At 63.3% G+C, this 26,717-nt stretch carries 28 protein-coding genes and 6 pseudogenes; 19 read left to right on the top strand and 15 right to left on the bottom strand.

Annotated elements, in window-relative coordinates; genetic code table 11:
• Positions 1-323 precede the first annotated feature (323 nt).
• The 3 genes and pseudogenes from IVA82_RS06890 to IVA82_RS06880 all read left to right on the top strand — a co-directional run.
• Positions 324-566 (top strand): annotated as a pseudogene (locus IVA82_RS06890) (IS256 family transposase); the annotation flags it as partial.
• A 371-nt stretch (positions 567-937) separates the two neighbouring features.
• Positions 938-1,417: a GNAT family N-acetyltransferase gene (locus IVA82_RS06885; protein WP_247493217.1), complete on the top strand. Its 480-nt coding sequence runs from the start codon at positions 938-940 to the stop codon at positions 1,415-1,417.
• Positions 1,418-1,652: 235 nt separating this feature from the next.
• On the top strand, positions 1,653-1,859 hold the full coding sequence (locus IVA82_RS06880; protein WP_247493219.1) for a cold-shock protein: 207 nt from the start codon (positions 1,653-1,655) through the stop codon (positions 1,857-1,859).
• Between the two features lie 272 nt (positions 1,860-2,131).
• Here IVA82_RS06880 and IVA82_RS06875 read toward each other — a convergent pair whose 3' ends face one another.
• Positions 2,132-2,479: a hypothetical protein gene (locus IVA82_RS06875; RefSeq protein WP_247493216.1), complete on the bottom strand. Its 348-nt coding sequence runs from the start codon at positions 2,477-2,479 to the stop codon at positions 2,132-2,134.
• A 349-nt stretch (positions 2,480-2,828) separates the two neighbouring features.
• On the opposite strand from IVA82_RS06875, the gene IVA82_RS06870 reads away from it, so the two are divergent.
• The 3 genes and pseudogenes from IVA82_RS06870 (at position 2,829) to IVA82_RS06860 (ending at position 5,893) form a co-directional block, all read left to right on the top strand.
• Complete coding sequence (locus tag IVA82_RS06870; protein ID WP_247493215.1) at positions 2,829-4,505, top strand: ParB N-terminal domain-containing protein; 1,677 nt, start codon at positions 2,829-2,831, stop codon at positions 4,503-4,505.
• A gap of 95 nt (positions 4,506-4,600) precedes the next feature.
• A complete protein-coding gene (locus tag IVA82_RS06865; protein WP_247493214.1) occupies positions 4,601-5,482 on the top strand; it encodes a hypothetical protein in 882 nt (293 codons plus the stop codon).
• Positions 5,479-5,893, top strand: a pseudogene (locus IVA82_RS06860) (hypothetical protein). Before IVA82_RS06865 ends, IVA82_RS06860 begins: the two are co-directional and overlap by 4 nt.
• Here IVA82_RS06860 and IVA82_RS06855 read toward each other — a convergent pair.
• A complete protein-coding gene (locus tag IVA82_RS06855; protein ID WP_247493220.1) occupies positions 5,812-6,051 on the bottom strand; it encodes a hypothetical protein in 240 nt (79 codons plus the stop codon). The pseudogene IVA82_RS06860 and the gene IVA82_RS06855 overlap by 82 nt on opposite strands.
• A gap of 524 nt (positions 6,052-6,575) precedes the next feature.
• On the opposite strand from IVA82_RS06855, the gene IVA82_RS06850 reads away from it, so the two are divergent.
• The 4 genes from IVA82_RS06850 to IVA82_RS06835 all read left to right on the top strand — a co-directional run bounded on the left by IVA82_RS06850 (position 6,576) and on the right by IVA82_RS06835 (position 9,758).
• Positions 6,576-7,163, top strand: coding sequence for a hypothetical protein (locus IVA82_RS06850; RefSeq protein WP_247493213.1), 588 nt, complete (start codon positions 6,576-6,578; stop codon positions 7,161-7,163).
• Between the two features lie 353 nt (positions 7,164-7,516).
• On the top strand, positions 7,517-8,449 hold the full coding sequence (locus IVA82_RS06845; protein WP_247493212.1) for a zincin-like metallopeptidase domain-containing protein: 933 nt from the start codon (positions 7,517-7,519) through the stop codon (positions 8,447-8,449).
• 736 nt (positions 8,450-9,185) lie between these two features.
• On the top strand, positions 9,186-9,500 hold the full coding sequence (locus IVA82_RS06840; protein WP_247493211.1) for a DUF736 domain-containing protein: 315 nt from the start codon (positions 9,186-9,188) through the stop codon (positions 9,498-9,500).
• A 60-nt stretch (positions 9,501-9,560) separates the two neighbouring features.
• Complete coding sequence (locus tag IVA82_RS06835) at positions 9,561-9,758, top strand: hypothetical protein (RefSeq protein WP_247493210.1); 198 nt, start codon at positions 9,561-9,563, stop codon at positions 9,756-9,758.
• A 422-nt stretch (positions 9,759-10,180) separates the two neighbouring features.
• Here the strand turns inward: IVA82_RS06835 and IVA82_RS06830 are convergent, their stop codons facing one another.
• Positions 10,181-11,059 (bottom strand): methyltransferase domain-containing protein, encoded by an 879-nt coding sequence (locus tag IVA82_RS06830; protein ID WP_247493209.1) that lies wholly within the window; start codon positions 11,057-11,059, stop codon positions 10,181-10,183.
• 119 nt (positions 11,060-11,178) lie between these two features.
• Here IVA82_RS06830 and IVA82_RS06825 point away from each other — a divergent pair, with 119 nt between their 5' ends.
• Both IVA82_RS06825 and IVA82_RS06820 read left to right on the top strand, forming a co-directional pair.
• Positions 11,179-11,763 carry a hypothetical protein gene (locus tag IVA82_RS06825; protein ID WP_247493208.1) on the top strand — a complete coding sequence of 195 codons (585 nt, stop codon included), beginning with the start codon at positions 11,179-11,181 and terminating at the stop codon, positions 11,761-11,763.
• On the top strand, positions 11,763-12,053 hold the full coding sequence (locus IVA82_RS06820; RefSeq protein ID WP_247493207.1) for a hypothetical protein: 291 nt from the start codon (positions 11,763-11,765) through the stop codon (positions 12,051-12,053). The genes IVA82_RS06825 and IVA82_RS06820 overlap by 1 nt, the downstream gene beginning before the upstream one ends.
• Before the next feature lie 119 nt (positions 12,054-12,172).
• Here the strand turns inward: IVA82_RS06820 and IVA82_RS06815 are convergent, their stop codons facing one another.
• From IVA82_RS06815 to IVA82_RS06805, 3 genes are all read right to left on the bottom strand, one after another.
• Positions 12,173-13,105, bottom strand: a complete 933-nt coding sequence (locus tag IVA82_RS06815; protein ID WP_247493218.1) for an MFS transporter — start codon at positions 13,103-13,105, stop codon at positions 12,173-12,175.
• The gene (locus IVA82_RS06810; protein ID WP_247493206.1) at positions 13,105-13,335 is read right to left on the bottom strand and encodes a hypothetical protein; all 231 of its coding nucleotides are present in this window, start codon (positions 13,333-13,335) and stop codon (positions 13,105-13,107) included. The genes IVA82_RS06815 and IVA82_RS06810 overlap by 1 nt, the downstream gene beginning before the upstream one ends.
• Before the next feature lie 174 nt (positions 13,336-13,509).
• Complete coding sequence (locus IVA82_RS06805) at positions 13,510-13,812, bottom strand: HU family DNA-binding protein (protein WP_247493205.1); 303 nt, start codon at positions 13,810-13,812, stop codon at positions 13,510-13,512.
• Positions 13,813-13,984: 172 nt separating this feature from the next.
• Here IVA82_RS06805 and IVA82_RS06800 point away from each other — a divergent pair.
• A pseudogene (locus tag IVA82_RS06800) lies at positions 13,985-14,280 on the top strand (chorismate mutase).
• 416 nt (positions 14,281-14,696) lie between these two features.
• Here IVA82_RS06800 and IVA82_RS06795 read toward each other — a convergent pair.
• From IVA82_RS06795 to IVA82_RS06780, 4 genes and pseudogenes are all read right to left on the bottom strand, one after another.
• The gene (locus tag IVA82_RS06795) at positions 14,697-15,011 is read right to left on the bottom strand and encodes an SDR family oxidoreductase (protein ID WP_249815152.1); all 315 of its coding nucleotides are present in this window, start codon (positions 15,009-15,011) and stop codon (positions 14,697-14,699) included.
• 18 nt (positions 15,012-15,029) lie between these two features.
• The gene (locus tag IVA82_RS06790; protein WP_276578780.1) at positions 15,030-15,284 is read right to left on the bottom strand and encodes an SDR family NAD(P)-dependent oxidoreductase; all 255 of its coding nucleotides are present in this window, start codon (positions 15,282-15,284) and stop codon (positions 15,030-15,032) included.
• Positions 15,285-15,389: 105 nt separating this feature from the next.
• The gene (locus IVA82_RS06785) at positions 15,390-15,668 is read right to left on the bottom strand and encodes a WGR domain-containing protein (RefSeq protein ID WP_247493202.1); all 279 of its coding nucleotides are present in this window, start codon (positions 15,666-15,668) and stop codon (positions 15,390-15,392) included.
• A gap of 118 nt (positions 15,669-15,786) precedes the next feature.
• A pseudogene (locus IVA82_RS06780) lies at positions 15,787-16,053 on the bottom strand (thermonuclease family protein); the annotation flags it as partial.
• 353 nt (positions 16,054-16,406) lie between these two features.
• Here IVA82_RS06780 and IVA82_RS06775 point away from each other — a divergent pair.
• Positions 16,407-16,808 (top strand): hypothetical protein, encoded by a 402-nt coding sequence (locus tag IVA82_RS06775; RefSeq protein ID WP_247493201.1) that lies wholly within the window; start codon positions 16,407-16,409, stop codon positions 16,806-16,808.
• A 307-nt stretch (positions 16,809-17,115) separates the two neighbouring features.
• On the opposite strand, the gene traG is transcribed toward IVA82_RS06775, so the two are convergent.
• The 3 genes from traG to traC are packed head-to-tail and all read right to left on the bottom strand — an operon-like array spanning position 17,116 to position 19,514.
• Positions 17,116-19,047 (bottom strand): Ti-type conjugative transfer system protein TraG, encoded by a 1,932-nt coding sequence (gene traG / locus IVA82_RS06770; protein WP_247493200.1) that lies wholly within the window; start codon positions 19,045-19,047, stop codon positions 17,116-17,118.
• Positions 19,034-19,249: a type IV conjugative transfer system coupling protein TraD gene (gene traD / locus IVA82_RS06765; RefSeq protein ID WP_247493199.1), complete on the bottom strand. Its 216-nt coding sequence runs from the start codon at positions 19,247-19,249 to the stop codon at positions 19,034-19,036. Before traD ends, traG begins: the two co-directional genes overlap by 14 nt.
• A 4-nt stretch (positions 19,250-19,253) precedes the next feature.
• A complete protein-coding gene (gene traC / locus IVA82_RS06760) occupies positions 19,254-19,514 on the bottom strand; it encodes a conjugal transfer protein TraC (protein WP_247493198.1) in 261 nt (86 codons plus the stop codon).
• 250 nt (positions 19,515-19,764) lie between these two features.
• Here traC and traA point away from each other — a divergent pair, with 250 nt between their 5' ends.
• Genes traA through IVA82_RS06740 form a run of 4 tightly spaced genes read left to right on the top strand, consistent with a single transcriptional unit; the run spans position 19,765 to position 25,401 of the window.
• Positions 19,765-23,067 (top strand): Ti-type conjugative transfer relaxase TraA, encoded by a 3,303-nt coding sequence (gene traA / locus IVA82_RS06755; RefSeq protein WP_247493197.1) that lies wholly within the window; start codon positions 19,765-19,767, stop codon positions 23,065-23,067.
• Between the two features lies 1 nt (position 23,068).
• A complete protein-coding gene (gene traF, locus IVA82_RS06750; RefSeq protein ID WP_247493196.1) occupies positions 23,069-23,602 on the top strand; it encodes a conjugative transfer signal peptidase TraF in 534 nt (177 codons plus the stop codon).
• Positions 23,523-24,758 (top strand): conjugal transfer protein TraB, encoded by a 1,236-nt coding sequence (locus IVA82_RS06745; protein WP_256469626.1) that lies wholly within the window; start codon positions 23,523-23,525, stop codon positions 24,756-24,758. Before traF ends, IVA82_RS06745 begins: the two co-directional genes overlap by 80 nt.
• A 10-nt stretch (positions 24,759-24,768) precedes the next feature.
• The gene (locus tag IVA82_RS06740) at positions 24,769-25,401 is read left to right on the top strand and encodes a TraH family protein (protein WP_247493194.1); all 633 of its coding nucleotides are present in this window, start codon (positions 24,769-24,771) and stop codon (positions 25,399-25,401) included.
• A 112-nt stretch (positions 25,402-25,513) separates the two neighbouring features.
• Here IVA82_RS06740 and IVA82_RS06735 read toward each other — a convergent pair.
• A pseudogene (locus IVA82_RS06735) lies at positions 25,514-25,951 on the bottom strand (MFS transporter); the annotation flags it as partial.
• On the opposite strand from IVA82_RS06735, the pseudogene IVA82_RS06730 reads away from it, so the two are divergent.
• A pseudogene (locus tag IVA82_RS06730) lies at positions 25,923-26,186 on the top strand (transposase); the annotation flags it as partial. The pseudogenes IVA82_RS06735 and IVA82_RS06730 sit on opposite strands and share 29 nt — an antisense overlap.
• 2 nt (positions 26,187-26,188) lie before the next feature.
• On the opposite strand, the gene IVA82_RS06725 reads toward IVA82_RS06730, so the two are convergent.
• On the bottom strand, positions 26,189-26,717 hold a 529-nt coding region (locus IVA82_RS06725; protein ID WP_247493193.1), incomplete at its 5' end, for a transposase.

Raw genomic sequence — 26,717 nt, 5'->3', positions numbered from 1 at the left:
CATGTCGGAGCCTGCCGTCTTCCCAAAACACCACCTCCCCAAAAGTTCGGTGGACGTCGATGCCAATCACCCGTCGCATTTGCACCTCCTGCCTGAACATATGACGGGAGCTGCGGGCGACACGACAACTACGGATTCGCGCTCCCAGCGCAACCGGGCGAGTCGCAGAGGCGGCCAGCTACTAACTCGAGCTCTCAGCTCATCGTATGCATCGGCCTGCCCGCACATCGTGCTCCCGGTGCCTCTGTCCCGATGGTCGCACCATACGCCACGATGTAGAAAACCGCAGCGGAACGTTGGCACCGAGACATCTCATACCGGTTACCAACCCCATCGAAAGCACCTTCGCCACCGTGCGTCATCGCACGATCCGATCGAAGGGCTGTCTATCCAACAAGACCGCGCTCGCGATGGTCTTCAAACTGGTCGAGGGCGCCCAGAAAAATTGGCGTCGTCTCGATGGCCACAACCAGTTGCCAAAACTCGTTCTCGGTGTGACATTCAACAACGGGATCGAGGTCATCGCCAAGCCGACCGACCGTCAGCCCGTAACCGCCGCCGCCTGACCGGCTCCGGCCGTCACCAAAAATTGGCGATAGCTCCGCGACCCCATTGAGGCTCTCGATGATGCGACGGTCAGCCGACATGATCTGCAGCACAGTTAGGATCGCGCGCCTCCAAAGCCGATGACTCACAGCCACTCGACCTGCAGCACGACGACACGATGCCTGCGGGGCCGCCGTCCCGTTGGTGGCCCGACTGCCGTGATCGAGCAGCTTCGGACATCGTCGCGGCCAACGGCCGATCTGATGCAGCAATCCGGCCGAAGTGACTTGGAAGTTTGACGAACTTACACTACGCAGAAATAGTTTGCAGAAAATCTGCAGGCAGAATCTGAGAGAGTAACGTGCATTCGTGATTTGCAGGGAAACAGCCCATGAGCAGGCCCGAAATCGTTTTGCGTCCGGCTCGTGCTGGCGATGGTCAATCGCTGTTTGACGTCACGGCGCAATCCGTTCAGGGGCTCGCAAAGAGTCACTACACGAGCGAGCAGCTCGCCGGGTGGATGGGAGAACGTACTGCCGAACACTACGAGGACATAATCAAGAAGGGCCGCACGGTTATCGCCGAGGAGAGTGTCGAGGTGTTGGGGTTCGTCGACTCGGATCCTGGCGAGGTGACGCGCCTCTTTCTGTTGCCCAAGGCAGTAGGCCAGGGGCTTGGTAAGCGACTTCTCGAAGCCGGCGTGGAAAATGCGATGAGGGGATATTCGGGACCGATCAAGATAGAGTCCACGCTAAACGCGCAGGGATTCTATGAGCGCCATGGTTTTAGGGCTATCCAGAAAGGATATTTCTCTCATGGTGTTGGGGGAGAGCCGATTGAAATCGTCCTCATGGAAATGGCACAAACATAGTTCCAAAATGCACGACGCGCCTCTTCTGTCTCCCTCGATACAGAATTCCGAGCATTCGCAACAAAATCTGAAACCATAACGGACTTTCTGTTGCAAATATCACTGGCAGACAATCTTGAAAGACATGGCGAGACATTGGGCCTCGAGAAGGCCCTATTTTGCTGAGGAGACTTGCGGACGCGGCGTTGATTGATCTAGATTTCAAGGTGTGTTTTTTCTTTTCGGAGCGAATGACGTGGCGATAGGTACTGTTAAATGGTTCAACCCGACCAAAGGCTATGGGTTCATTGCACCCGACGGCGGCGGCAACGATGTTTTCGTGCACATCTCCGCGGTGGAGAAGGCCGGCTATACTTCGCTCGCTGAAGGAGCGAAGGTCAGCTATGAACTGGCGACGAACCGCAGCGGCAAGCAAGCGGCAGAAAATCTTCGCCTAGGGTAACGCTGCCCGGTACTCTCCTAGTTATACACTCACAATCTTAGACTAGGAAATCGGGCTACGGTTGCTGGGCCTGCTAGTCACCCGACATTCTCATTTGCAAGTTGGAATAGCGACCCTGCCACGTCTCAGCCGTGGTAGGGCTGCTTGTTATTGTACAATGCGTCGGCGCCACAGCGCGGAGCAGGGCGTCGATGCCCACCGCGCTGTGAAATGCATGGCGATCGACTGACCAGATGGGGAACCCGTGGGTTCGAACTTAGGCATCTCTTGAGCTAGGCGCGATCTCCAGCCTCCGTCGAGACTTCTGGAATATATCCCAATTGCTGCTCCAGGGCGGCCACGGTCAGGCGGGCGGCGTCCAATCTCGCAGTCGCCTCACTCAGGGCGGCCCACGCTTTGTCCGACCGCGACACCGCTGCCGAGCCAGTCTCAAACAGGCTATCCTTGAGAGACGGCGCTGCTTCGTCTTGCAGGGCGCGCCCCAAAACCAGCAGCATACTCGTGAGTGCTTGATGCGCGGCAGCGTCTTCTCGTTCCAGGTGTTCCACCAGTGCGAGGGCCTCGCGATAGTGTCGTATCGCTTCGACGATTCTGCTTTCGAGCTCGGTATGGTCGCTCATCTGCCTTTCTCTTCCGCCTCGAGGTCGTAAGTCGGACGCCTCTTCTCCATACCTCAACATGCCATCATGGCGGTTCAAGGGAGCAGGACGAGGAAGAGGGGAAGGGAGAAAAGCGGGAAATCAGCCCGCTCGCAGATCGGGCGGGCCGCCGGCGCTGAAGCTCAACCGCGGTCTGCGCGATCCCGGCCCGTCGTCCTGCGCAGGGCTTTGGCCCTGCTGGTCCTGCCGGGCAGGGATGCTCGGCCGCAGTTGCACCGGCCCGTCCGCTCCGCGGGCCGGGGGGAGGTCTTCGGAAAGAAGACGAGAAAAGACCGGCAGGGCCGGTCCGCAATCCCAAAGGAGCATTCACATGCGTCTCATGAAGGTCGATCCGCGTGCGCTGAAGGACAATCCCGACCGCCTGCGCCAGACCAAGTCCACTCCGCAGGCCGACGCGCTGCTGCTGGCGACGATCAAGGCCGTCGGCATCGTGCAGCCGCCCATCATCACGCCGGAATCCGGCAGCGGCAACGGCTATATCATCAATGCCGGGCATCGCCGCGTGAAGCAGGCGATCGCGGCCGGCCTTGAGGAAATCGACGTGCTCGTCGACGAGGCGGCGAATGATAACGGTGCCATGCGTTCGATGGTCGAACAAATCGCTTTCGAGCCGCTCAACCCAGTCGACCAGTGGCGCGCGATCGAACGGCTCGTTGCGCTTGGCTGGACCGAGGAGGCAATCGGCCTCGCGCTGGCGCTGCCGGTGCGCCAGATCAGGAAGCTGCGTCTGCTCGCGAATGTACTGCCGGCCATGCTCGACCACATGGCCAGGGGCGACATGCCGAACGAGCAACAGCTTCGCACCATCGCCGCCGCGTCGCCCGACGAGCAGAAGGAGGTCTGGAAGAAGCACAAGCCGTCGAAGGCCGATCCGCAGGTGTCGTGGGGGAGCGTGGCCCAGGCGTTGCAGAAGACGCGGATGTATGCGCGTCACGCCAGCTTCGGCGACGATCTCGCGCAGGCCTACGGTATCCAGTGGGTCGAGGATCTGTTCGCTCCGGCCGACGAGGACAGCCGCTACACCACGAATGTCGAAGCATTCCTGGGTGCTCAGCATGAGTGGATAGCGAACAACCTGCCGAAGAAGGGCATCATCGCCGAAACGACGAGTTGGGGCGAGGTGAAGCTGCCGCCGAAGGCGGAACGGGTTCATGGCAAGCCGTCGAAGTCGGATTGCGCCGCCATGTATCTCGACCGTGAGGGGCGTGTGCAGACGGTGCATTACCGCATGCCGGCGGTGAAGAAGCCGAAGGGCGATGCCGCCTCGAGTTCGGACAGCGCCCCGGACGATGCCGGCGAGGTTTCGCAGCCACGTCCGAATGTGACGCGAAAGGGCGTCGAGATGATCGGCGACTATCGCACCGATGCGCTGCGCGAAGCGCTCGGCCGCACGCCGATCGAGGACGACACGCTGATGGCGCTGCTGATCCTTGCCTTCGCTGGCGAGAACGTCTCCGTGACGACGGGAAGCGGCGGTGTCTACTATGGTCATAGCCGCCTGGCCAAACACGCGACGACGTTGTTCGACGGCGACGGCAAGCTTGCGGTCGACAGGGGCGCGCTGCGCATCGCGGCGCGGGCCATGCTGATCGATGTGTTCTCGTGCCGGGAGAACGCGACCAACAGCGGCATCGTCGCCCGCATCGCCGGCGAGACGATCGGCGCGGACGAGTTCCTGCCGGACATGGGCAGTGAGGATTTCCTCTCCTGCCTGTCGCGTGCTGCGCTCGAGGCCTCGTGCAAGGACACGCCGGTCCTACCGCGTCAGCGCGTGAAGGACACCCGCGCTGCACTTGTCGAGCACTTCAAGGAAGGACGCTTCATTCATCCCGCTGCGCTCTTTGCGCCCGATGCGACCAAGCTTGCCGAATGGCTGTCGTCGAGCGCGACTGCCGCCAATGAAGCCGATGAGGTGGACGAGGACGGCACAGGAACCGGCGATGACCCGTCCGACGACGTCGAGGCGTTCAGGGAAGCGGCTGAATAAACGTCCGCCGCCGCTTTCTTCCTCCGAATGACTTCCGCCGCCGGCCCTGCCGGCGGCGGTTCTGGTTCCACACATGCGCACCCATGGAGGACGCGATGTCCGACCCTTTCCCTCAGAATAAAGACGTCGCCGGATTTCCGGCGGTTTCCTTCGGCAGCAGCGCAGATGGCCTTGCCGTCGCGCTTGTCGATGAGACCGCCTTCGCAATGGCGCCTGCACGCGACGGCAGGCATTATCTCGTGACAGCCTGGCGCATCCCGCGTCCGATGAACGAATGGACGCGCGGTGATTTCTATGGCCATTTCGGCGAGCTCGCCGATGAAGCGGCGTTCCGGGCGCGCATGGTCGAGCAGGCCGAACATAGCCGCGAACTGAAGACGCTCTGTCGCCGCGTCACGCGAATCCCCTGCTACACCCCGTGGGGCACATCGCAGGGTGCGACGATCTATGCTGAGGGCATCGTCTGTCATTCGACGGCGGGCCACGGCGGATTTCATCTCACACCTGAGCGCAACGCGCAGGTTCATCCGATGCTGCGCAGCGATGACGGCTACTACGAAGAGGATTGCGCCTGGGCGATCGTCGCCATCACCTTTCTGCATCTGTTCACGAGCTACGAGCGGCGCTGCGCTGAGCGCACGATCAAGGCAAGCGGGCCGGACGCGTGGGAAGCGATCTTCGGCACGATCCTCGGCCCCGGCGAGTCCTACGAGAAAGATCGCCGCGCCTTCGAGCAGGCGCATGCCGATGACTGGATCGTTATCTCGGCGATCACCTCCAGCCACCAGAAGGGGTTCGTCGAGTGCGTGGCCACGCCCGGTAGCAGGCGCGGAGCCGGCACGGAGGAGCGGCGCTTTCTCGTGCCGTCTTGCGAATACGAGGTCGGGCGTTTCGGCTTCGTGGTCGATCCGGAGCGGCACCACGTCTACGGCGGACCATCGGACTTCATCGGCTGGCAACGGAGAGTGGCATCATGACGCTCGCTTCCGATTGCCTCGTTCAACTCGCGCGCATGGAGGAAGCGCGGCGACAAATCCAGCGCCAGCTCGACCTGATCGACAGGCAGATCACGCGGCGGATGACAGCGATGATCCCGCAGCTTCAAGCCAAAACGCACCGGCTACCGGCGCGGCAAGGCTCCGGACCGGACTGCATTTCTCGAGCGATATCGCTCGCACCTCACGGCAATCACGGCCGAGCGCCAGCCGGAGATCGACGCGCTTTCGCGAAAGCTCGCCCGGCAGGATGCAGCCATCGAGGCGTACTGCCTGCGTCATGGGTTTGCGCACGCCCGTCCCGCTGCCCCTCACCAATCGGCTCCCGGTCCGGTCGATCGGGCCGACCCTGTGCTACCATCGTGCAGCCAGAAGGAGCACGACCACGGATGACGCCACGCGCGGCATGCGAACGGTTGCTCGACATCACGAGGCGCGGCATCGGCCAGTCGCGCCGCGAACTTCATCTTCGCCTGGTGGAACGCTGACGCCTTCGGCGGATTCGACTTGTCCGACATCTTCGCTGCGGATCGCACGATCGCGCGCGCCATGGCCATGATCGTCGCGGACCTCGCCGAATCTCCAGTCGCGGAATATCCCGAGGCCTACCGCCGAGATCGAGGAGCTCGCCAGGCTCTGGCGACCGGAGGTCTGGGTGCACTCGGTCGAAACCGCCTGACGTCGCGGGGACTGCCTTCGTTGCGATCGACATGGAGCGACACGCGAGTGCGCGGCAGGTCATGGCGGTCCTTGCCTCCTGGTTTCTCCATCATCGTTCCGGTTCGCCGGATCTCCCCTCGGGTTTGTCGCGCTCGTAAACCGGCGGCCGGGCGCTTTCCAAGGCCGCTATCGCGCCGCGTTGCGGCCGGGGCCGCCGATCTCGGCAAAGCGGGTCCGCGTCCCGCGCGAGGGCGAAAAAGCCCTGCTTGTCCGCAAACCCGCTTCGCTCGATCCGGCAGCCCCGGACCTTGGGAAGCCCCGTGGTTCCGCCGGTTTTTTCCGATCGCACCCGAAGGGAGGAACCGGCAGGTGCAGGCCCAAGCCTTCCGGGAGAACCGAAGGAAAGGATGTTCCCATGACCAAGACCGCTCGCGCTCCTCGCCGACCTGCCAAGGTCGTCCAGCTCCGCAAGGGCACCACCCTCGAAATGGTCAGGCTTGCCTGCCCAGACGCCGCCCAGGCCACCCGCATCTCCGAAAGCTTCGGCCTCTCGGTCCTCGACAGCGACGGCATCCGCGATCTCCATGAGCGCCTGATCATCGAGACGGTCGGCGCACTCAGTGACGGCCTGGGCGAGCGAGCCATGCAGATCCATCTGCAGCGGATCGTCGGCGCCTATGTCGGCTCCGCCCACGGGGCCGGCCAGTTCTACAGTCGCGCGGTGACGGAAGCCCGCGACGCCACGGCCAAGACCGCCAACGACACTCGTGACGAGGACCTCGACGGTCCGGTCGGCTTCGACAGCGCCGCGCAGCGCAAGCGCGAGTTTGCTGCCGACATGGCGCTCCAGTGCCACGCGCTCCGCATGGCGGCCGAAGGCGCCGTCGCAGCCTACGAGCAGGTCGTTGGCGAGGCCTGGAAGCCCTTCGAGCGTCCGCTCGACAATCCGGGCCAGACCGTCGACCGCAAGGCGGCCGAACTCCAGATGGCGGCTCTCGGTTGAGCCACATCGGGCGAGGCTTCGGCCTCGCCCATTTCTCGTCGCTCTGCATCTTAAGGGCCGGTCCCGCGTGGGTCCGACCCTTTGTCATGTCGCAGCCGCGGCGGGCTTGGTCGTCGACCTCCTGATCTCGATGCCTGGACGACGGAAGAAAAGCGAAGGCGAGGCAGGCCAAAGCGCCGCCCCACGCGGCCGTCCCGGCTGTTGGTCCTGCCAGGGCCGGCGGACGGCGCAGCGGCTGCGCCGCCCTCCACTTCGTTGCGGCCCAAGGGTGCGCCGGCCCCCTGAATTCCCTGGCGACGGACCGCCGTGACGGGCCGCGATCGGCGCGGCCCTCGAAACGGAGGTTCAGGACAATGAGCAGGAAAGATAAGAGCGAAGCGTCGCGCCGTGATGTCTATGCGCGCATCACCGACCGCATCATCGCCGATCTCGAAAAGGGTGTGCGGCCTTGGGTGCAGCCTTGGAGCGCCGGCAACGCAATGGGTCGGATCACCCGCCCGTTGCGCCACAATGGCGAACCGTACACCGGCATGAATGTGCTGTTGTTGTGGTCCGAGGGCATGGCCCGCGGCTTCACCTCGCCGATCTGGATGACGTTCAAGCAGTCGGCAGAGCTCGGCGCTCATGTCCGTAAGGGGGAGACAGGTTCGACCGTCATCTATGCCAGCCGATTCACCAAAACTGAGACCGACGAACACGGCGGCGAGGTCGAGCGGGATATCCCGTTCTTGAAGACGTACAGCGTCTTCAATGTCGAACAGATCCATGGCCTGCCCGAGCATTTTTATCACCGGCCGCAGCCTATCCTCGATCCGATCGAACGCATCGAACGTGCCGATCGTTTCTTCGCCAATACCGGCTCCGTAATCCGGCATGGCGGCTCGCGTGCCTTCTTTTCGCCGTCGAGCGATAGCATCCAGATGCCGCCGTTCGAGACGTTCCGCGACGCAGCCTCTTACGTGGCGGTGTTGAGCCACGAGCACATTCATTGGACAGCGGATGCGCACCGTGTCGGCCGTGATCTCAGCCGCTACGCGAAGGATCGTAGCGAGCAAGCGCGGGAAGAACTCGTTGCCGAGATTGGATCCGCGCTGGTATGTGCAGATCTCGGTATTGTCCCCGAGCTCGAACCGAGGCCTGACCACGCTTCTTACTTGGCGAGTTGGTTGACCGTTCTCGCCAGCGACCGGCGGGCGATCTTCTCGGCCGCCGCCCATGCGCAGCGCGCCGTCGCCTATCTGCACAGCCTTCAGCCGCAGGCCGAAGCCGAGCGCGAGGCGGCCTGATGTTTTATGCGCCGCTTGTTGAAGGGGAGGCCGCTCCGTCCTCCCCGATCCGCTTTCGTGTGCACCTGACAAGCTTCTGGAGGATTGAGCCCGGAGCGCGAGCGCGTGAGCGCCTCTGTCGCATTCAAGTGCAAATGCCCAAGGCGCCGCCTCGCGGCGGACACACAGCGGATGCCATTTCCAATTCAGCCTCGCCAGATTGCTGAAGCCCGTGCTTCCGAAGATCATCAGCGGCATCATTCGGTGCGGCAACGATCGCGTCGACATGACGTGGACATCGGGCCTCGGTGACTATCCTGCCACAGCCATCACCTCACGTTCTCCCAAATTGCTGACCGGACGCTTCTCATTGGGGGGTACGCGGTTTTACGGCGGCCTGATCGAGCAAAATCCGTGTCGCGATGGCCCGGATCCATTGCTGCCTGATCGGAAGAGCCGGGAACGCCCGTCGTCATCTCCGATGTTTTCGCGACGGGCGCACCATCTGCGTCCTCGATTAAGGCTGGTCTGACCGAAGGTCGATCCCGCTTCGCGTGCTCTCGATCTTGTCCCCGCAACGTCCGTCCTCGACTTTCTTCCCCTGACCGCAAGCGGTCATTCCTCGCGGTTCAAGAAAGTCGCTGCCGGCCGCCCTCCATTTCATTTCGGCCCTTCGGGTGCAGGTCGATCGCCTCCGGTCTTTCGACCGCCATCGAGGTCGCGATTGGCGCGGCCCGAGAAAACAAAGGATAGACAAATGGCTACCATCGGCACCTTCACCTCCACGGGCAACGGCTTTTCCGGCGCCATCAAGACCCTCAATCTCAACGTCAAGGCCAAGCTGATCCGCGTCGAGAACCCTTCCGACAAGGGACCCCACTTCCGCATCTACGCGGGCAATAATGTGGAGCTGGGTGCGGCCTGGCAGAAGACCACCAAGGACACCGAGCGCGACTACCTCTCGGTCAAGCTGGACGACCCGAGCTTCCCCGCCCCGATCTACGCCACCCTGATCGAGGTCGAAGGCGAGGAAGGCCTGCAGCTGATCTGGTCCCGACCGAACCGGGACTGAAGCTCCCGCCAGAAGGCTCCGCCGCGAGGCGGAGCCTTCCTCCATCATGCGGAGACACTCATGACCGTCGCCGACACGATCGAAGAGCTGCGAGCCGAGCTGCGCAACTGCCTGTTCACGCCCGCCGAGCGCAAAGCACTCGAGGCCGAACTCACCGAGCTCATTCGCCTGCGCGATGCGGCGCTCGCTGCTGGGGAGGGGGTAAGCCCCTTCTCTTTACTCGGCTTCGGTGGGCGCCGGCCGCGTTTATTCCGTTGAGGGGCGTCGTCCTTTAATGAACTGGGCTGGGGTCAAGGTCGGCCTCGGGGAGGCTTTATTTCATAGCGCATCATTTGGCTGCCCATCGATCGAAATCACACTTAGCTCGAATAATCCCGGCCCGCTCTAGGTGTGCAGCACGTCGATGGGAAGCGTCTCCAGCTTGGCATCGTTGCGCTTGAACGGGGGCGGCCGTGGCTCTCTGGCTGCACGGGAACAGTATGGATTTTGAGGGAACAGCGGTTGGCGAATGAATCGGCGCGACACTCACGAACGGCCGCCGCAAAGGTCACATTTTTATCAAGAACTCCATGCTAACTGTAAACTGATCGTTGCGGCCGGATGTACGCCGTGGCATCACGAGCCCCGGCTTTCATGCCGGGGTTTTTCGTGTGCACGGCTTCGAAAAATCAGCCACGTCATCACTTCTGAGCGACAGCATCCTCTCCGACAGGATCGCGCTCAAGCCAAAATCCAGGGCCCTGAAACCAAACTTTTGCCGTGTCGTCAGGTTTGGGATCATCAACGTGCAGCGCACGAATCGGGACCTTGCCAGGCGGTTGGCCATCGAGCGCGGTATGCAGTCGCTTTCCCGCCTCCTCGTCGCGTCCCCCCATACAGGGATAGATAGACACGACGCCAATCGATGAGGCCTCGAACCGGTCTCCACGCCGGATCACGCGGAGAAGAAAGCCCCTCCAGGACTCATCTGTCAGCGGCATCAGAAGCCGGCCGCCCTCGACAAGGCGATCGAGCCAGAGGCGGGATGGGTGAGTGCATCCAGCGAACACGATGACGATATCAAGCTCACCAACGTCGACGGCCCGGCCGTCGCCTGAGACGACTTCGACCTGCGGCCAGCCCGCGACGTTCGCGCGAGCCTGAGATGCCAGCGCTGGATCGGTTTCAACCGCCGTCACGCGACCAGCGGATCCGACGATCTCAGCCAGCACCGCCGAATAGTATCCGGTCCCGGCACCGACCTGGAGCACGCGTTCGCCGCGCGCAATATGAAGATGGTCCAAATTGCGCGCCCAGAAACTGGGCATCCCATTGTTGAGATTACGGCTCGCATCGATGGTCACGAGAACGTCATGATAAAGCCAGCGCGGGTCGGTATCGGGGGTCACGAATGCGTCGTTGTACGGGTCTGAGATGATGCGCCACGGCCCGGGACCGACGAATGGCTCGCGTGGAACAGACGCAAATGCCTCGATCAGCTGAGAATTGCGCAGGACCGGGGTTTTGCATCGCAGGTCTTCGGCATACCAGCGGCGGGCCTCTGCCAAAATGTCGTCCATGTAGCTCCTCCTGTGACAACACAGACGATACGACTAAGGGCCCCGCGCGCGGACACTTCAAATATTTATTTTGATCCGCTGTCCGCGCCAGACGAGGTGAAGCGCATACTGGTATGGCCATGGAAACATTGACGACTCTTCTGAAGCCTGATGACGCGGCTACCGCCGCCGCCGACGTTGGATCTGCCATCGATGCGCTGTCCGATATCGATCTCGTGCGGCTCAAAGCTCTGGCGCGGTTGTGGAGTCGCGGCCTGCCGGGAGGACTCGGCTGGAGCGACATCCTCCACGAGGCGATTGCGCGCGTCCTCGACGGCTCGCGGCCTTGGCCGCCCGGCGTGCCCATCCTGGCGTTCCTGTCGGGCGTCATGCGCAGCATCTGCAACGATCATTGGCGGCGTGCGCGGTATGAGCAAAGGCTGCTTGTGAGCCGCGATGATCCGGACCAGCGAGGATGGCCCGGTGTGGAGGCCGACGAGGTGCCCGATCCGGAGCGGATCCTGGCCGCCGCGCAGATGCTGGCCCACGTCTATCGGCTGTTTGAGGCCGATACGCTGGCGCTGAAGATCATCGCGGGGATGACTGACGGCTTGACGGCGAGAGAAATTTGCGAGCTCCACGATATGTCCGAGCTCGACTATGACACGACGCGAAGGCGGATGCGGCGCACGCTGCTGCGCGATCAACGTAACTGGAGTAAGTGATGACACGCTGGGACCCTGGTCTCGATCTGGACCGCTTGCTCGAAGCCCTGGGCAAGGAAATCCTCGTCGCGACCGATGAGGAGGTGTGGCAGACATCCGGCCTTCAAGGATGGAACGTCGCGGGCGCCGCCATTGAGGTCAGAGCGCTGATCAGCGCTGCGCGCGCGGATGTGGACGGAAAAGTTCATCGGAACTTTGATCAGAACCGGAACGAAGAGTCCGGCGAACCCGGAGCAGGGCCGCGGCCGGCCCGGCGGCGTCGGTCCTCGGCATATAATCACCGGCATTGAGCGAGCGCGGAGGATACCCAGGCAAGTGGCCTTGCTATGCTGGTGATGTCGCCCAGCGATCAGGCCTCCCTTGCCACCGGCACCCACGACGACATTGCAGAGCGTTAATGCATGACCGTTCAGTTGCGCGCGGATCTGCAGCGGCCCGTCCATAGATCGAGGAGCGCCGCGGCGAGGAGGATCGTCACTCCGCAAGCGATGTAGAGTTCAGCTTCGGCTGTATTCGGGAGTAAGGTCGGAAGCAGGAAGATCGGCGCTCCGACGCCTCCGGTCAGCAAGGTGGTGAACGCCTGAATGCGCCCGATAAGCTTCGAATCGACCACAGTTAAGAGATGCCCGTTGGCCGCAGCTCGCGACAGGTTCCAAAGCATTCCAGCCAGGGAATAGAGCACGATCGCGACAAGCGGGTCAGTAGCAAAGGACAGGACGATCAGGGAGCCCGCTGCTGCTGCGAGAACCGTCGTCGTCGCTCGCGCCATTCTTCTCGCCACCGCCGGAATCCCTGCGACCGCAAGCGCGGCCATTCCGGCGACTGCAGCCGTCATCTCGAGCGTGCCGAAGCGGTGACTACCTCCACCGAGCGAATGGACGACGAATCCAGGCAACAACAGGTTTGTGATCTGGATCACGGCAAAGGCCAGTCCCACCGTGACGGAAGCCGACAGGCTTTCTGGTTCGTTCAAAAGATAGGTGAGCGCTTCACGCGAAGCCGAAAGCAAATTGAGGCCCTTCGCTGGCCGGCCGTTTCCCGTCAGGCTCCCCAACAAGGGCAGAACGGACACCGCCACACAGGCAAACAGGACGGCCGCAGTCGTGCTGCCCAGACGATTGATCGCGTAGCCGGCAACGCCGGTCCCTAGGGCAAGCCCCCCTTGGTTGAAGAAGGACAAGCGCATGTTGAATCCCATGCGCTCAGTCTCGGGCACCAGCGATTGGAGGATGCCGCTCATGGCTCCTGCCAGAAGCGCGTAGCCGAAAGCTCCGAGAACTGCTGATAGAAGCAGAATGGGACGCGAGAGCGCATCAGGCAAAATTTGCACCGGGGCCAACATCAGCAAGCCAACAGCTGTCCCGACGCGGTGACCGTGAGGCGACTATAACGGTCGACGAGGTATCCGCTGAGCGGCGCCAGGACGAAACCAGCGAGGCTGGAGGCCAGCAGCACCAAGCCCACCAGGTTCGATCCACCCACTGCGAACGCAACCCACGTCGGCAAGACGATCCCGACGCCGACGATGAAGAACGAGACGGATGAAAAGCCAACGAAGCAACGTCGCTGCATCGCTCGCGAATGGAACCCATGCATTTCTTTTGCTTAGCTCACAATCGCAAAACTATCTTCAAGAAACCGCGCGCGGAGTTGCTGGGAGAGAGCGCAGGCGTTGAACTCCTTCGCCAGCGCGATGCGGCGCTCGCCGCCGAGGAGGGGACGTAAGCCCCCTCTCTTTAGCTCCCCTTACGGTGTGGCGCCGGCCGTGTTTGTCCCGTTGAGGGCGTCCTTGACGGCCTTGGCTGGCGTGAAGGTCAGTTTCCGGGAGGCCGCGATCGTGATTGTCGCGCCGGTCCCCGGATTGCGACCCTCGCGGGCAGGCGATTCCTTGATTTTGAACTTGCCGAATCCGGCCACGCTGGTCTCGGCGCCGCTCACGGCGGCGTCTGCGATCGCCTTGAACACGCCATCCACGATAGCCTTCGCCTGGGCCTTTGTCATGCTGTACTCGTCTGCGATCTTGTCGGCAATCTCATTCGCGGTCGTCATGGAACGGTTCCTTCTTGCGGTCATTTCCTTCCGTCTGACACCAAGATTGCCGCACGGGTAGGGCCGATATCGCAAGCTGAGCCGTAATCCCCGGAAAACTGCCGAATTATCGCGCTTTCTCCTCCGCGCCAGCGTATGAAACGTATGGTTCGCATCGAAAGGAGACGAGGTATTGGAAACTTCGTCCGAATTGAACGCTCTTCGGAGCAGCATCGACAATCTGGACGCAGCTTGGTTCACATTCTCGCGGAACGCTTTAGGTGCACTCGGCAGGTCGGAGAACTAAAGGCGCGGCTTCAACTGCCCGCGGCAGATCCAGTTCGGGAGGAAAGACAGATCGAAAGACTGCGCGTGCTCGCACAGGCGGCCAACCTTGACCCGGATTTTGTCCAGAAGTTCCCAGCATTCACTATCAAAGAAATGATTCGGGATCACGACCTTGCTCGTGAAGAGCTCGGCGAGCGGTAGAACTGTGTCGTTCAGCGCGGGCGACGCCCACCTTCCTTGCTGGGGATGCACATCTTGGGTCCGGCTGATCGGAGTCCGCAGGCGCGCGTACGGTTCGCGCACTGCGGCGTCCTGCTCTCCTCAGGTGCCACGATCCTGGGCGACGTCACCATTGGCAACTTTGCCAGAATCGATGCCGGGGCAGTCGTCACGCCGAACGTGACAGCTCTGGTTGTACCGCCCCGTTGGCGTGCCGGCGCACCTTTCAAACTGTTTGGAAGGCGTGGTTTCAGCAGAGGGTGTGCACGCTGCGGCCCTACCGGCGGCGACCCCGGACATTGCGGAGAAGTATCTCGAATTCATTGTCGAGGAAGTGATGCGGCCTCGTAACCAAGTCGTCGCCACCAGACCGCAACACTGATCAATAGTACCTGCTGTCATCGCAAGCCACCGCTCGCGGTGATGACTTCACCAGTGATCCATGCAGCATCATCGGACGCTAGAAAAGAAACCACCTTCGCAATATCGTCGGGGCAACCAATGCGCCGAAGGGCAGTACGGTTCACTGTCATTGCTTCTAGCTCAGCGGTAAGAACGCGCCGTGTCATGTCTGTCTTAGTTGTTCCCGGCGCGACGGCATTCACGCGCACGCCACTGGGCCCCAATTCCCGCGCCAACGCAATAGTGATGGCCTCCACCGCCGCTTTCGCGCTCGAATAAATGGAGTAGCCGGGGGCCCGGCATACGAGCATTGATCGAGCTTATGTTGATTATGGCCCCGCCTCGGTCGCCAAAAATGCGAGCTGCGGTTGCGCGCCGAACAACTGGCGTATGTCGGCGATGTCCGCTTGTATGGCTTCCGCCGAGCCGCCGTTAGCTACAATGTCCGCGACAATCTGCTCTGCTTCGGTCTTGGATTTGTGAAAGTTGACGATCACTTTTGCGCCTTCTTGGGCCAACCGACGAGCTATAGCGGCGCCTATGCCGCGCGATCCGCCCGTTACCAAAGCCCCTTTACCTTCCAAGCGACCCATCACCATAACCTCATAGCCAGACGCCTCTAAACATACTTGTAGATTGAAATGTGTCTGCTCTTCAACGCAGAGCGCGCCGTAGCTCTGTCGGTTAGGTCAAGTGTGATCCCGTACCGAAGGGAGCCGAGCCTGGACCATGACGTATCCGCGCTTGCCCTTGGCGCGCTCCAGCCGTCCGAAGGCCTCACTGGCCTCGGCGCTGTCGTCGAAGGTCTGCACCATCACCTTGCCGTTCGTGCCGATCCGGCCCCAGTTGCGGACCAGTGACGCCCCGCCGAACAGGGGCGGCTGGATGGATAGCATGTAGAACCGCCGCATATTGCGGGTCGGATCGATACGACGAAGATGAAGCGGCTTTGGCTCGGGGATCAGCATGGGTGGATTCTCGCTTCCTTGGGAAGCGGCGTCCAATGAGTTTTATGAATCGACCGAAGTGCATCGATTCATTTTTCGATGCTTCAGTTGACCCAGGATGTCGCAACCCCGTCCGCCATCATCGAGCACGCGCTTCCTCAATGAGGACCTCGCCAATGGAGTCCCTCACGGTGCGAAGCTTGCGACCATATCGATCCTCATCCTGGCTGCCGCTGACAGGGGAGAACGCGCCAGCACGGAGGAGATCCTGCGGCGGCCAGGATTTCGAAGCCTCTCCCCTCGCGCGGTCGGCCTCGCAGCGCGGCGGGCTCAGCTCTGGCGCGTCAATGTCCGCGATCCTGGTCTTCACGCCATTCAGCCAGAACGTATCGCCGTCGACGACGCAGGTACGCGCGGGCCATCGTCGCAGAAAGGAAGACCCCAGCCAGCGCATCCGTGCGGGGCGAGACGATTGCCGGCCCCACTGATCCGCAATCCCTAAACGCTCACAGCGAGAGAAGCGCCCGCCAGGGCAATGGCGAAAAACAACGCCAGTGTGGGGTCCCATGGGGCGCATGCCGGAGGTATCTCACTGGTCTATAGTCTCGACTGGGACGACCCCCTCGAAGAGCGGCGCGGTTGAAGAGAGCCGGACGGCGCCGCCGACCCTGAGGTGACATGGATCACCTTGCATCGCCAATTTAACTCTCCCAATTTAGCTCGCCCTCTGGCATTTTCGGCCCTCTCAGAGAGGTAAACATGCCGAACCGGATTCCGCTCGACCCCAGCTTGCCGAAAGCCTTCAACGCGACCCCGAATGAGGCGCGTAGCAGGGCGCAGCTCGATGAATGGTGGGATCATCCCTACGGCATCACCTTGTCGGATGGCCGCATCGAGGTTCGGTGCCTGAATGGCGGGGCATGGGACCGTTCGACCCATCTTGGTGTTGCAGACAATTACGATGCAGCCTGCGCATTGGCCGAAGCGAAACAGGCGGAATGGCTGAAGTTCCGCGAGCGTCCCACCGTCCTACTCGACGGTGATCAGGTTCTTGTGACCCGCATGGGACAGAGGCCGGACGAGTCACCGCAGCAATTGGCAGCATTCCCATCACCGGAGGCAGCTAACGAGTACCTGCGCGCCAACTACCCCGAAGCGTAGGCACCCTGATAACGGCCTCCACAGAGAACCCCGTGCCTTGCTTCGCCAGGCCTTCGACCGATCCGCGTGGAAAGGGATGTCGTCCGACCCGGTCTGCTTCGTCTGGTGCAGGAAGTCGACGGTCTCGGCGTTGATCTCGCACCTGCTGCGGTCTTTGGGCGAGACCCTGCGGGGACGGCTCTACTCGCTTCGCTCACGAAGCCCGCACGCGGTCTTTCGCGCATTCGCGTAACGATCCTCTCGCGGTCCCGGATCATCCGCTGATCCTCGACTTTCCACGGGGAAGGCTTGGCCGCCTTTCGCACCATCAGCGCACCTCACCCGCTTCCTTCCGGTGGAATCTGTTCTCGCCAACACACGCCCGCATGTCGGCGCGCCGGAACCAGATGGCCCGCCCACACCTCAGTGGGGGATTGCCCGCCGTGAAAATGATCTGTTCGTCGGTACGCATGCGCAGCACCTCATGCGGCAGGATCAGCGGCCGGCGCGTGAGCTGTTTGGAACGTGTCCGCGACGAGCCCGACATTTGCGACGAGCGGCTTAGCTGATCGACCTCGACCGTCGTGTCGCCGCAGCGCTTCGAAATGTAGTCGGCGGTCTCCGGATCATTGATCGCGGCGAAGGAGATCCATGACGCGCTCTCGAACCATTTGCTGGTCGCGTCGCGGCCGCCATAGGCCTCCCGCATCTGCCCGATCGACTGATAGAGCATCAAGAGGGTGATGCCGTACTTACGACCGGCATCGCGTGCCGTCTCAAGAATGCGCAGATAGCCGAGACGGGCGACCTCATCGAGCAGGAACAGGGTGCGGTCGCCGACCACCCCATCGCGGTTGTAGATCGCGTTGAGAAGTGCGCCGATGATGACGCGGGCGAGGCCGGCATGATTCTCCAGCGTCTTGAGGTCGAGGTTGATGAAGATGTCGGTTCGGCCTTCGGCGAGCTCCCCTGTCGTGAAGCTCGACCCCGACACCAGCGCGGCATAGTTGGCGTAGGAGAGCCAGTGGGTCTCCTTCACCGCGTTGGCGTAGACGCCGCTGAAGGTCTCCGGCGTCATGGCGATGAAGGGCGCGACGTTCTCCTTCACGAACTCCGATTCCGAATTGTCATAGATCGTCTGAAGCCGCTGGCGCAGCTTCGGCTCCGGCTCGGACAGGTTGGCGCGGACCTGGCGCAAGTGCTGGTCCTTCCTGTCCGTATGACCGGACAGGCAGACGTCGGCGATCAGTGCCGTCAGGAGCTGCAAGGCCGAGGCGCGGAAGAAGTCGTCACGGGCGGAGCCGTGGCGCGGATTGTCGGTCATGATCCATGACGCGACGGCTCCGATGTCCTCTTCCTTGGTCGCGCCGTGCAGGCCGATCCAGTCCAGTACGTTAAAGCCGCTTCCCGAGGCGCGCGGGTCGAGCACGAAGACCTGCCGGCCTGCGTCCCGCCGGTGCGTGCTCACCATTGGCGCGACCTCGTTGGAGGGGTCGAGGACGACGAGGCCGCCGCCCCATTTGAGGGTTGTCGGCACCGTGATGGATGTTGTCTTGAAGCCGCCCGATCCCGCGAACACGATGCCATGCGATGAGCCGAAGGAGGCATCAAAGCAGAGCAGGGGGGACCTGCCGCCGGCGCCCCACGTCTCGGCGTCGTCTGCGCGGAAGGATTTGTCCGCGACCGCATCCCGATCGACACGATAGCGTTCACCGGCCACGACGCCGCCCGCCTCCGGGAACAGCCGTGCGGCCTCCGTCATCGCCATCCAGGCGGACTCGCCATGGATGGCTCGCCGGCCTCGGACGCGGCGCGGAACGCTAGCTGCGAAGGCCGTGTTGCCCTTCATCGCGACGCGCAGGGCGAACACGGCCACGAGCGCCGTCATGGTTGCGCCGATGATGGTCGCCGGATCGGCGTAGGCGACAAGCCGGTCTCCGGCCGGCACCGCGCCGGCGAAGGAGTGGAGGCGCGCGGTCTCCCGCGACGCGGCGATGGCGATGACCAGCAGGCCACCCAACACGACGCTCCAGCCGGCGGACCGGATCGCGGTCGCACCCGCCGCCGCGAACAGGAAGACCAGGCCCGCGGCGGCCGCCAACGCGTAGGGCATGACGATGCCAATCCGGCCGAGGACCAGGCGCGCGTTCGGCGTTGCTCCGAACTTCGCAAACCACACCTCAATGCCGGTGACGGCAAAGCATAAGCCCGCCATCAGCACGGCCGGCGCGATCGCCAGCGCGAACTTATTTGCCTTCATGGCCGAACGCCTTCGCGCCGATCGCCATCAGGCGCTGGCGTTCCAACTCATTGCCGTGAAGACGGTCCTTGGCGTCGATCAGCAGGCCCAGCAGCAGCGCCCGCTTCTCGTAACGAAGCCCGGCCTTGGCAATCAGGCCGCCAAGCTCGATCTTCTCTCGCGTATCCTTCTTTCTGATATCACTGGCCTCAAGCCTGCGCATGCGCTCAGCCCTGTTCAACCGCGCCCGAAGACGCGCCAAGCGTGACCGCAGGAAGCACCTTGGTGGTTCGGGAGCCATCCTTGCGAAAGCGGCCAGCGATCTCCTCGAAGGTCGACAGCAGCGCCCCCTCGTCAATCTCGAACTCGCCGATGCCGGCCTTCAGTGCGATCCGGCCGATGCGCTCGGCCTCCCGCGTCTCGGCCTGCTTCAGCTGGTCCTGGAGCCGAGCGATTTCGTCCCTGATCTGCCGCGAGGGCTTTTTCATTCCGAAAGACCTTTCCTGTCGGTTTTGCGTGGAAAGCGCCCGACAAGGAAAGCCGGGCTGAGCGCGAAGCGCGACCCGGGTAATTAACGGGGTCGGCGAAGCCGACGCTTTGGAAGATCATCCCGCCGTTCCGAAGGAGCGGTCCAAGGGCGCAGTTATACGTCGCTGACGCGACGTCCTGCTTCCCGCCCGGAAAGGGCGGGCCGATCCCGACGAACAGCATGTTCGTTCGTCCCAGGATCGCGCTGCCGTGGCCATTACGCATTTCACCGTCCAGATCATCGGCCGCGCCAGTGGACGCAGCGCCGTTCTGTCGGCCGCGTACCGCCATTGCGCCCGCATGGAGCATGAGGCGGAGGGGAGGGCCGTCGACTACTCGAACAAGCGCGGCCTGGCGCATGAGGAATTCCTCCTGCCGCCCGACGCACCGGACTGGGCGCGCGCGCTGATCGCCGACCGCTCCGTCGTGGGCGCGACTGAGGCGTTCTGGAACAAGGTCGAGGCGTTCGAGAAACGCTCCGATGCGCAGTTCGCTCGCGAAGCGATCATCGCGCTGCCGGTGGAGCTCACGACCGAACAGAATATCGCTCTCATGCGCCAGTTCGTAGCGCAGGAGATCTTGTCGCGAGGACAGGTCGCCGACTGGGTCTATCACGACGAACCCAATAATCCGCATGTCCACCTGATGACGACGCTGCGGCCCCTGACGGAGGACGGTTTCGGCGGCAAGAAGGTCACTGTGCTAGGTGAAGACGGCACGCCGCTCCGCACCAAAGCCGGCAAAATCCGCTATGCGCTCTGGGCCGGTGACAAGCACGAGTTTTTGGCGCAACGGGCGCGGTGGATCGATCTACAGAACCACCATCTCGCGCTCGCCGGCCTCGACATTCGGGTTGACGGCCGCTCCTATGCCGAACGCGGCATCGATCTCATCCCCACCAGCCATATCGGTGTCGCGGCAAAAGCGATCGACCGGAAGGCGAAACGGTGCGGCGCCGCGCACGGCCTCGATCGGCTGGCGGTCTTCGAAGAGAGCCGGGCCGAGAATGCCCGTCGCATCGAGCGCCGGCCACAGATCGTGCTCGAGCTTGTCAGCCGCGAGAAGAGCGTCTTCGATGAGCGCGATATCGCCAAGGCGCTGCATCGCTATGTCGATGATCCCGGCACCTTCCAGGCTCTCCTGAACCGCATCCTCAAAGGTGCGGATGTCGTGCGGTTGCAGGCCGAGGGCATCGACTTTGCGACCGGCGCGCGGATGCCGGCTCGGCTTACGACGCGCGAGCTGATCCACCTGGAAGCCGACATGGCACGACGCGCGATCGGCCTTGCCAGGACCAACAGCTTCGGCGTCCGGGAGAAGGTCTTAAGCGAGGTGCTGGCGCGGCATGCGCAGCTCTCGGCGGAGCAGCGCGCGGCGCTCGAGCATGTTATGGCGCCTGCCCGGATCGCGGCCGTGATTGGGCGCGCTGGCGCCGGCAAGACGACGATGATGCGCGCGGCGCGCGACGTATGGGAAGCGGCCGGGTATCGCGTCGTCGGCGCGGCGCTTGCCGGCAAGGCCGCCGAAGGGCTGTCGCGCGAAGCGGGGATCGTCTCGCATACGCTGTCGTCGTGGGAGCTGCGCTGGCAGAACGGCCGTGACGCCCTCGATGGGCGGACCGTCATGGTGATCGACGAGGCCGGCATGATCGCCTCGCGGCAGATGGCGACCTTCGTGGAAGCCGCCTCGCGCACTGGGGCAAAACTTGTCCTGGTTGGTGATCCCGACCAGCTTCAGCCGATCGAGGCGGGCGCCGCCTTCCGGTCGATCACTGATCGCATCGGCTATGCCGAGCTCGAGACCATCTATCGCCAGCGCGAGCAATGGATGCGGGACGCTTCGCTCGATCTCGCGCGCGGACGCATCGCCGATGCTCTGTCCGCCTATCGCGCCCAGGGCCGCATTCTCGGCTCCGAGCTGAAGATCCAGGCGATCGACAATCTGATCGCGGATTGGAACCGAGATTACGATTCAACGAAGACCTCGCTGATCCTCGCCCATCTGCGCCGCGATGTGCGCTCCCTCAACGATCTGGCGCGCGGCAAGCTGATCGAGCGCGGCCTCCTCGATGAAGGACATGCGTTCCGGACGGAGGATGGCGAGCGCCGCTTTGCTGTCGGCGACCAGATCGTGTTCCTGCAGAACGAGGGCTCGCTCGGGGTCAAGAACGGCATGATCGGCAAGGTCGTGGAAGCCGGGCCAGGGCGATTCATCGCTGAGATCGGCGAGCGCGAGCATCGCCAGCGGGTCGAGGTCGATCAGCGGTTCTACGCCCACGTCGATCACGGCTACGCCACCACCATTCACAAATCCCAGGGCGCAACCGTCGACCGGGTGAAGGTGCTGGCGAGCCTCTCGCTCGACCGCCACCTGACCTATGTCGCGATGACCCGGCATCGCGAGGACGTGGCGCTCTATTACGGCCGCCGGTCGTTCGGCTTCAACGGCGGACTGATCTCGGTCCTGTCGCGGCTGAACGCCAAGGAGACCACCCTCGATTATGCCAGCGGCCGCTTTTATTCCGACGCGCTGCGCTTTGCCTCCAACCGCGGCCTGCACATCGTCCAGGTCGCCCGCACGCTCGTCCGCGACCGTGTCCGCTGGACCATCCGCCAGAAGGACAAGGTGGCCCGACTCGCGCGACGCCTGCGCGCCCTCGGCGAGAAACTTGGGCTGGCTAAAGCGCGCACATCAACCGTCACCCCCACGAAGAAGGAGGCCCCACCCATGGTCGCCGGCGTCACCACGTTCCCCAAATCCCTGATCGATACCGTCGAGGACAAGATCCTCGCGGACCCCGCAATCAAGAAGCAATGGGAGGATGTCTCGACGCGCTTCCGCCTCGTCTTTGCCGATCCCGAACGTGCCTTCAGGGCGGCAAACTTCGACGCCATGCTGAAGGATTCCGCTGCGGCGACGTCGACGCTCCAGCGTCTTGCTTCGGACCCCGAATCCTTTGGGGCGCTCCGCGGGAAGGTCGGTCTGCTTGCGGGCAAGGCCAAGGGCCAAGAACGCCAACGGGCCGAGGCCAATGTACCGGCGTTGAAGAAGGATATCGAGCGCTACTTGCGTCTTCGCGCCGAGGCCGAGCACAAGCATGAGGCTGAGGAACGCGCGATCCGGCACCGCATCGCCATCGACATCCCTGCTCTGTCGCGCGATGCCCGCCGTGTGCTCGAGCTCGTGCGTGACGCCATCGACCGGAACGACTTGCCGAGCGCGCTGGAGTTCGCGCTGGCGGACCGGATGGTGAAAGCGGAAATCGAAGGCTTCAACAAGGCGGTCGCTGAGCGGTTCGGGAAGCGGACCTTCCTGCCGAACGCCGCCAGAGAGCCGAACGGTCAGGCCTTCGAGATGGCGGCGGCCGGCATGGATCCGGTGCGTCGCGACCAACTGAAAGAGGCCTGGCCGGCGATGCGCACCGCGCAGCAACTCGCCGCCCAAGAGCGCACCGCGCAGGCTCTCAAGCAGGCCGAGGCGCAGCGCGTGACGCAGCGCCAGGGACAGACCTGAAATGAGGTCCCGGCGCTTCCCTGTGATGATCCTGGCGGCCGGGGCCGGCCTCATAGTGGTCGTGGCGGTCGCAGGGTGGTGCGCCGGACTGCGCATCAACATGACGCCGAGCTACGCCTTAGGCCTGTGGCGGATCGCGCCGCTGGACCGCGCTGTCGCCGTGGGAGATCTCGTCTTCATCTGCCCGCCGGACACGGCGGAGTTCGAACGCGCCTTCGACCGCGGCTACATCCGGCGCGGCCTGTGCGCCGGGGACTTAAGCCCGCTCATCAAGACCGTCGCCGCCCTCAGTGGTCAGCGGGTCGATATCGCTGAACGGGTCTCGATCGACGGAAAGCCGCTGCCCGAGTCCGATGTCCAGCACAGGGACGCCGCCGGCCGTCCGCTCTCACCGTTTGTCGGCGGCGTTATTCCCGCCGGTGAACTCTATCTCCACTCCGATTTTCCAGGCTCCTATGATTCCCGATACTTTGGCCCGATCCCGTCATCGGGTGTTCTCGGCCTCGCGCGGCCTATTCTCACGCTCAGCCCGTAGCGTCTGGAGCACCGCGGCAATGGTCGTCGCGGCCGCCGCGGTGGGCGCCGGTGCCTGGAGCGGCGAGGGGCTCACCTTGCCGCTCGCCTGCGCCTTCCCGGCGCTGTGGGCGTTCGCCCCATCACGGATCGCGGCGGCAATGGTCTCGGCGGCCTATTTCCTGGCCGCCTCGCGCGGGCTTCCGCAAGGAGCGCTCAATTTCTTCGGCGCCGACTTTGGCGTCGGCATCGCCTTGTGGATCGGCGCCGCGGCGGCCTTCGTCCTCGTCCATGCCGTCGCCTGGCAAAGCCAGCCGGGATCGGGGAGGGCGCTTTCGTTTGGCCTTGCGGCGATCTTGATGAGCGTGCCGCCGTTCGGGATCGTCGGATGGGCGCAGCCGGTCACGGCGGCCGGCGTTCTGTTTCCAGGCTGGGGTTGGTGGGGATTGGCCGCAACAGCGGCCATCCTGCTCACGATGACGACGCGCAAATGGCCGATCGCCGCGCTCGTCGCGACCGGCTTTTGGACCTGGTCGGCTTCGCACTGGATCGCACCGTCGCAACCAGACGGCTGGGTCGGACTCGACATCCGGCTCGGGAGCGCGCTCGGCCGCGCCCCCGACCTCGAGCAATCCCGTACGCTCCTCCAGCGCGTGCACGAAGCCGCCGGGGGTGGGGCGCGCGTCATCGTGCTCCCCGAAAGTGCGGCCGGGCTGTGGACGCCGACCACGAGCGGCTTCTGGATGGATGGTCTGCGCGGCACCGGAATCACGGTGATCGCCGGCGCCGCGATCGTCGATCGCGAAGGCTATGACAACGCCATGATCGAGATCGGCGCCGGCCATGCGCGCGAGCTCTATGGCGAACGCATGCCGGTCCCGGTCTCGATGTGGCAACCCTGGCTCGCCTGGACCGGGCAGGGTGGCGGGGCCAGGGCGACGTTCTTCGGCAATCCCGTCGTCGAGTCGGCCGGCCGGCGCGTCGCACTGCTGATCTGTTACGAGCAGCTGCTCGTCTGGCCCGTCCTGCAGTCGATGCTCCATTCGCCCGACGTGATCGTCGCCATCGGCAACGATTGGTGGACCTCCGGCACCAGCATCCTCGCCATTCAAAGGGCCAGCACCGAAGCCTGGGCTCGACTGTTCGGCCTGCCGCTCGTGCTCGCGTTCAACACCTGAAGGGATCATCATGATCGATGCCGCGACCATCCACCAATGTGCCGATCCCGGCTTAAAGCCCGCGATCGTCGAGAAATTCATCCGGGCGGTCGGATCGCCCGATCCGCTCGCCGTCACCATTCGCGCCGGAAACCGCGTCATCCTCGTGACGCCGCCCAAGACACCCGATGACGCCATGGAGCTGGTTCGCCGCTATATCGGCCAGGCCATGGTCCGTGTCGGCGTGACGCAGTATCCCGCCGGGCTTGGCGTCACCGACGTCGCCGAGCTCAAAACCGATCTTGTTGACGTCTGCGCCAATATCAGGATGGGTACCGCGCTGTTCGGCAAGGTCTACCGCATCGTCACGAAATGGTATGGCGCACCGGTGGACGAAGCGCTCGGTGCCGCGATTGACGCCTGGAAGACCGGGTATTTCGACGGGAAATATGTGTTCGACGAGCCCGATCCCGGCAGCCTGCCAGCACGCAAGGGAGTGCCGGACGCGGATGCAGCTAGCAACAAGCCCGCCGACGGTGATGCGGCCAGGCCTGCAAGCGGTCCCGACCATGAAACCCAGCAGGCCAAGGAGGAGCCGGGCGATCCCAACAAGGCGGGCATCCGGATCGATCTGACCGGCATTGGCGTCAGCAAGCCGAAATAGGTCGTTGGGGATTGCACGGCCTCGGCTGGGCAGCCAGGGTCTAATGGATAGGCCGCAGCGCGCCCGTTCGCCGGCAACCCGCGACACTCTCAGTCGAGCCACTGCCGGGTCATCCGAACGAACGCTCAATCGTGCGGCGCACGCGCACCTTGCCTGGACCCTCGTGGTACTCTTTTATGATGCGGGCTTCCAGTGCTCGCTCGGTCTGAGTGGAGCGGTTGCGCTGGCGCAGGTAGTCGTGCCATGTGTGGAAGTGATAGCGCTCGATCCACATGTCTGGATCCGCCATGTTTCGCGCGATCGACCAACCGTAGGCGCCGTTACGTTGCCGGACGAGCCGAAGGTCCTGCATCATGTCCCGAAACCCCGGCGCGTTTCTCTGCATAACCCGATATTCGATCTCGATCACCACGGGTCCGTCGCGCCCGGTGATGAGAGCCGGCTCCGCAAATCTGAACAGGGCGATAAGTGGAGTTTCTGCCTGACGGCGGGCAAGATTGTCCCGCGAATCAGGAGAGACGATGAGCAGACGAGCACGCCGGAACCACACACCGGCCTTCAAGGCGAAAGTGGCGCTTGCCGCGGTCAAGGGCGACCGGACACTGGCTCAGTTGGCTGAGCAATTCGACGTCCACCCCAATCAGATCACATCGTGGAAAGCGCAACTTGAAGGCGGAGCCGCCGATGTGTTCGGTCCGGGGGGCAGCAGCGCAGCGGCGGCGTTACCCGCCATCGACGTGAAGTCACTGCACGCCAAGATCGGAGAACTGACGCTGGAGAACGATTCCTAAGAAACGGCAGCAACTACTTTCGGCTCCAAGGGCTGGAGAACAAAGCCGAATGCCTTGGCACGCCGATGCAAATTGTTGACCACTCGCGTCCGGTAACGCGTCTCGTAGGACGAGGCCCCGGGATCGACATAGTCCATTCCGTATCGCACAGCATTGTAGAACAGAACTGCGATCTTGCGGGCCGTGGCGGTCACGGCCTTGGCCTTGCCGATGCGCGCTGAGAGCCGTCTATAAAAGGCGCCGAGCGCGGTGTCTGTACGACCCACGGTCACGGCAGCGAGGCGCAGAAGTGCCGCCGCCCGGCCGCCGGATCGGCGCGTTCGCGACGAGAGCATTTTGCCGCCGGAGATCTTGTTGCTCGGCGCCAATCCCAGCCAGGAGGTAAAATGCTTTGCACTTGGCCACGAAGAGAGGTCGTCGCCGCATTCAGCGATCAGCTTCAGCGAGAGGTAAGGACCGAGGCCGTCGATGGTGGTGATGTCCTTTCCGAGCAACGCGAACAGCGCCTCGCGGACGTCAAAAGCT

Origin of the sequence: Bradyrhizobium sp. 142 (assembly GCF_023074015.1) — a bacterium.
Classification (GTDB): Bacteria; Pseudomonadota; Alphaproteobacteria; order Rhizobiales; family Xanthobacteraceae; genus Bradyrhizobium.
Note: the sequence above shows the minus strand (reverse complement) of the source record. Positions and strands in the feature narration are given on the sequence as shown.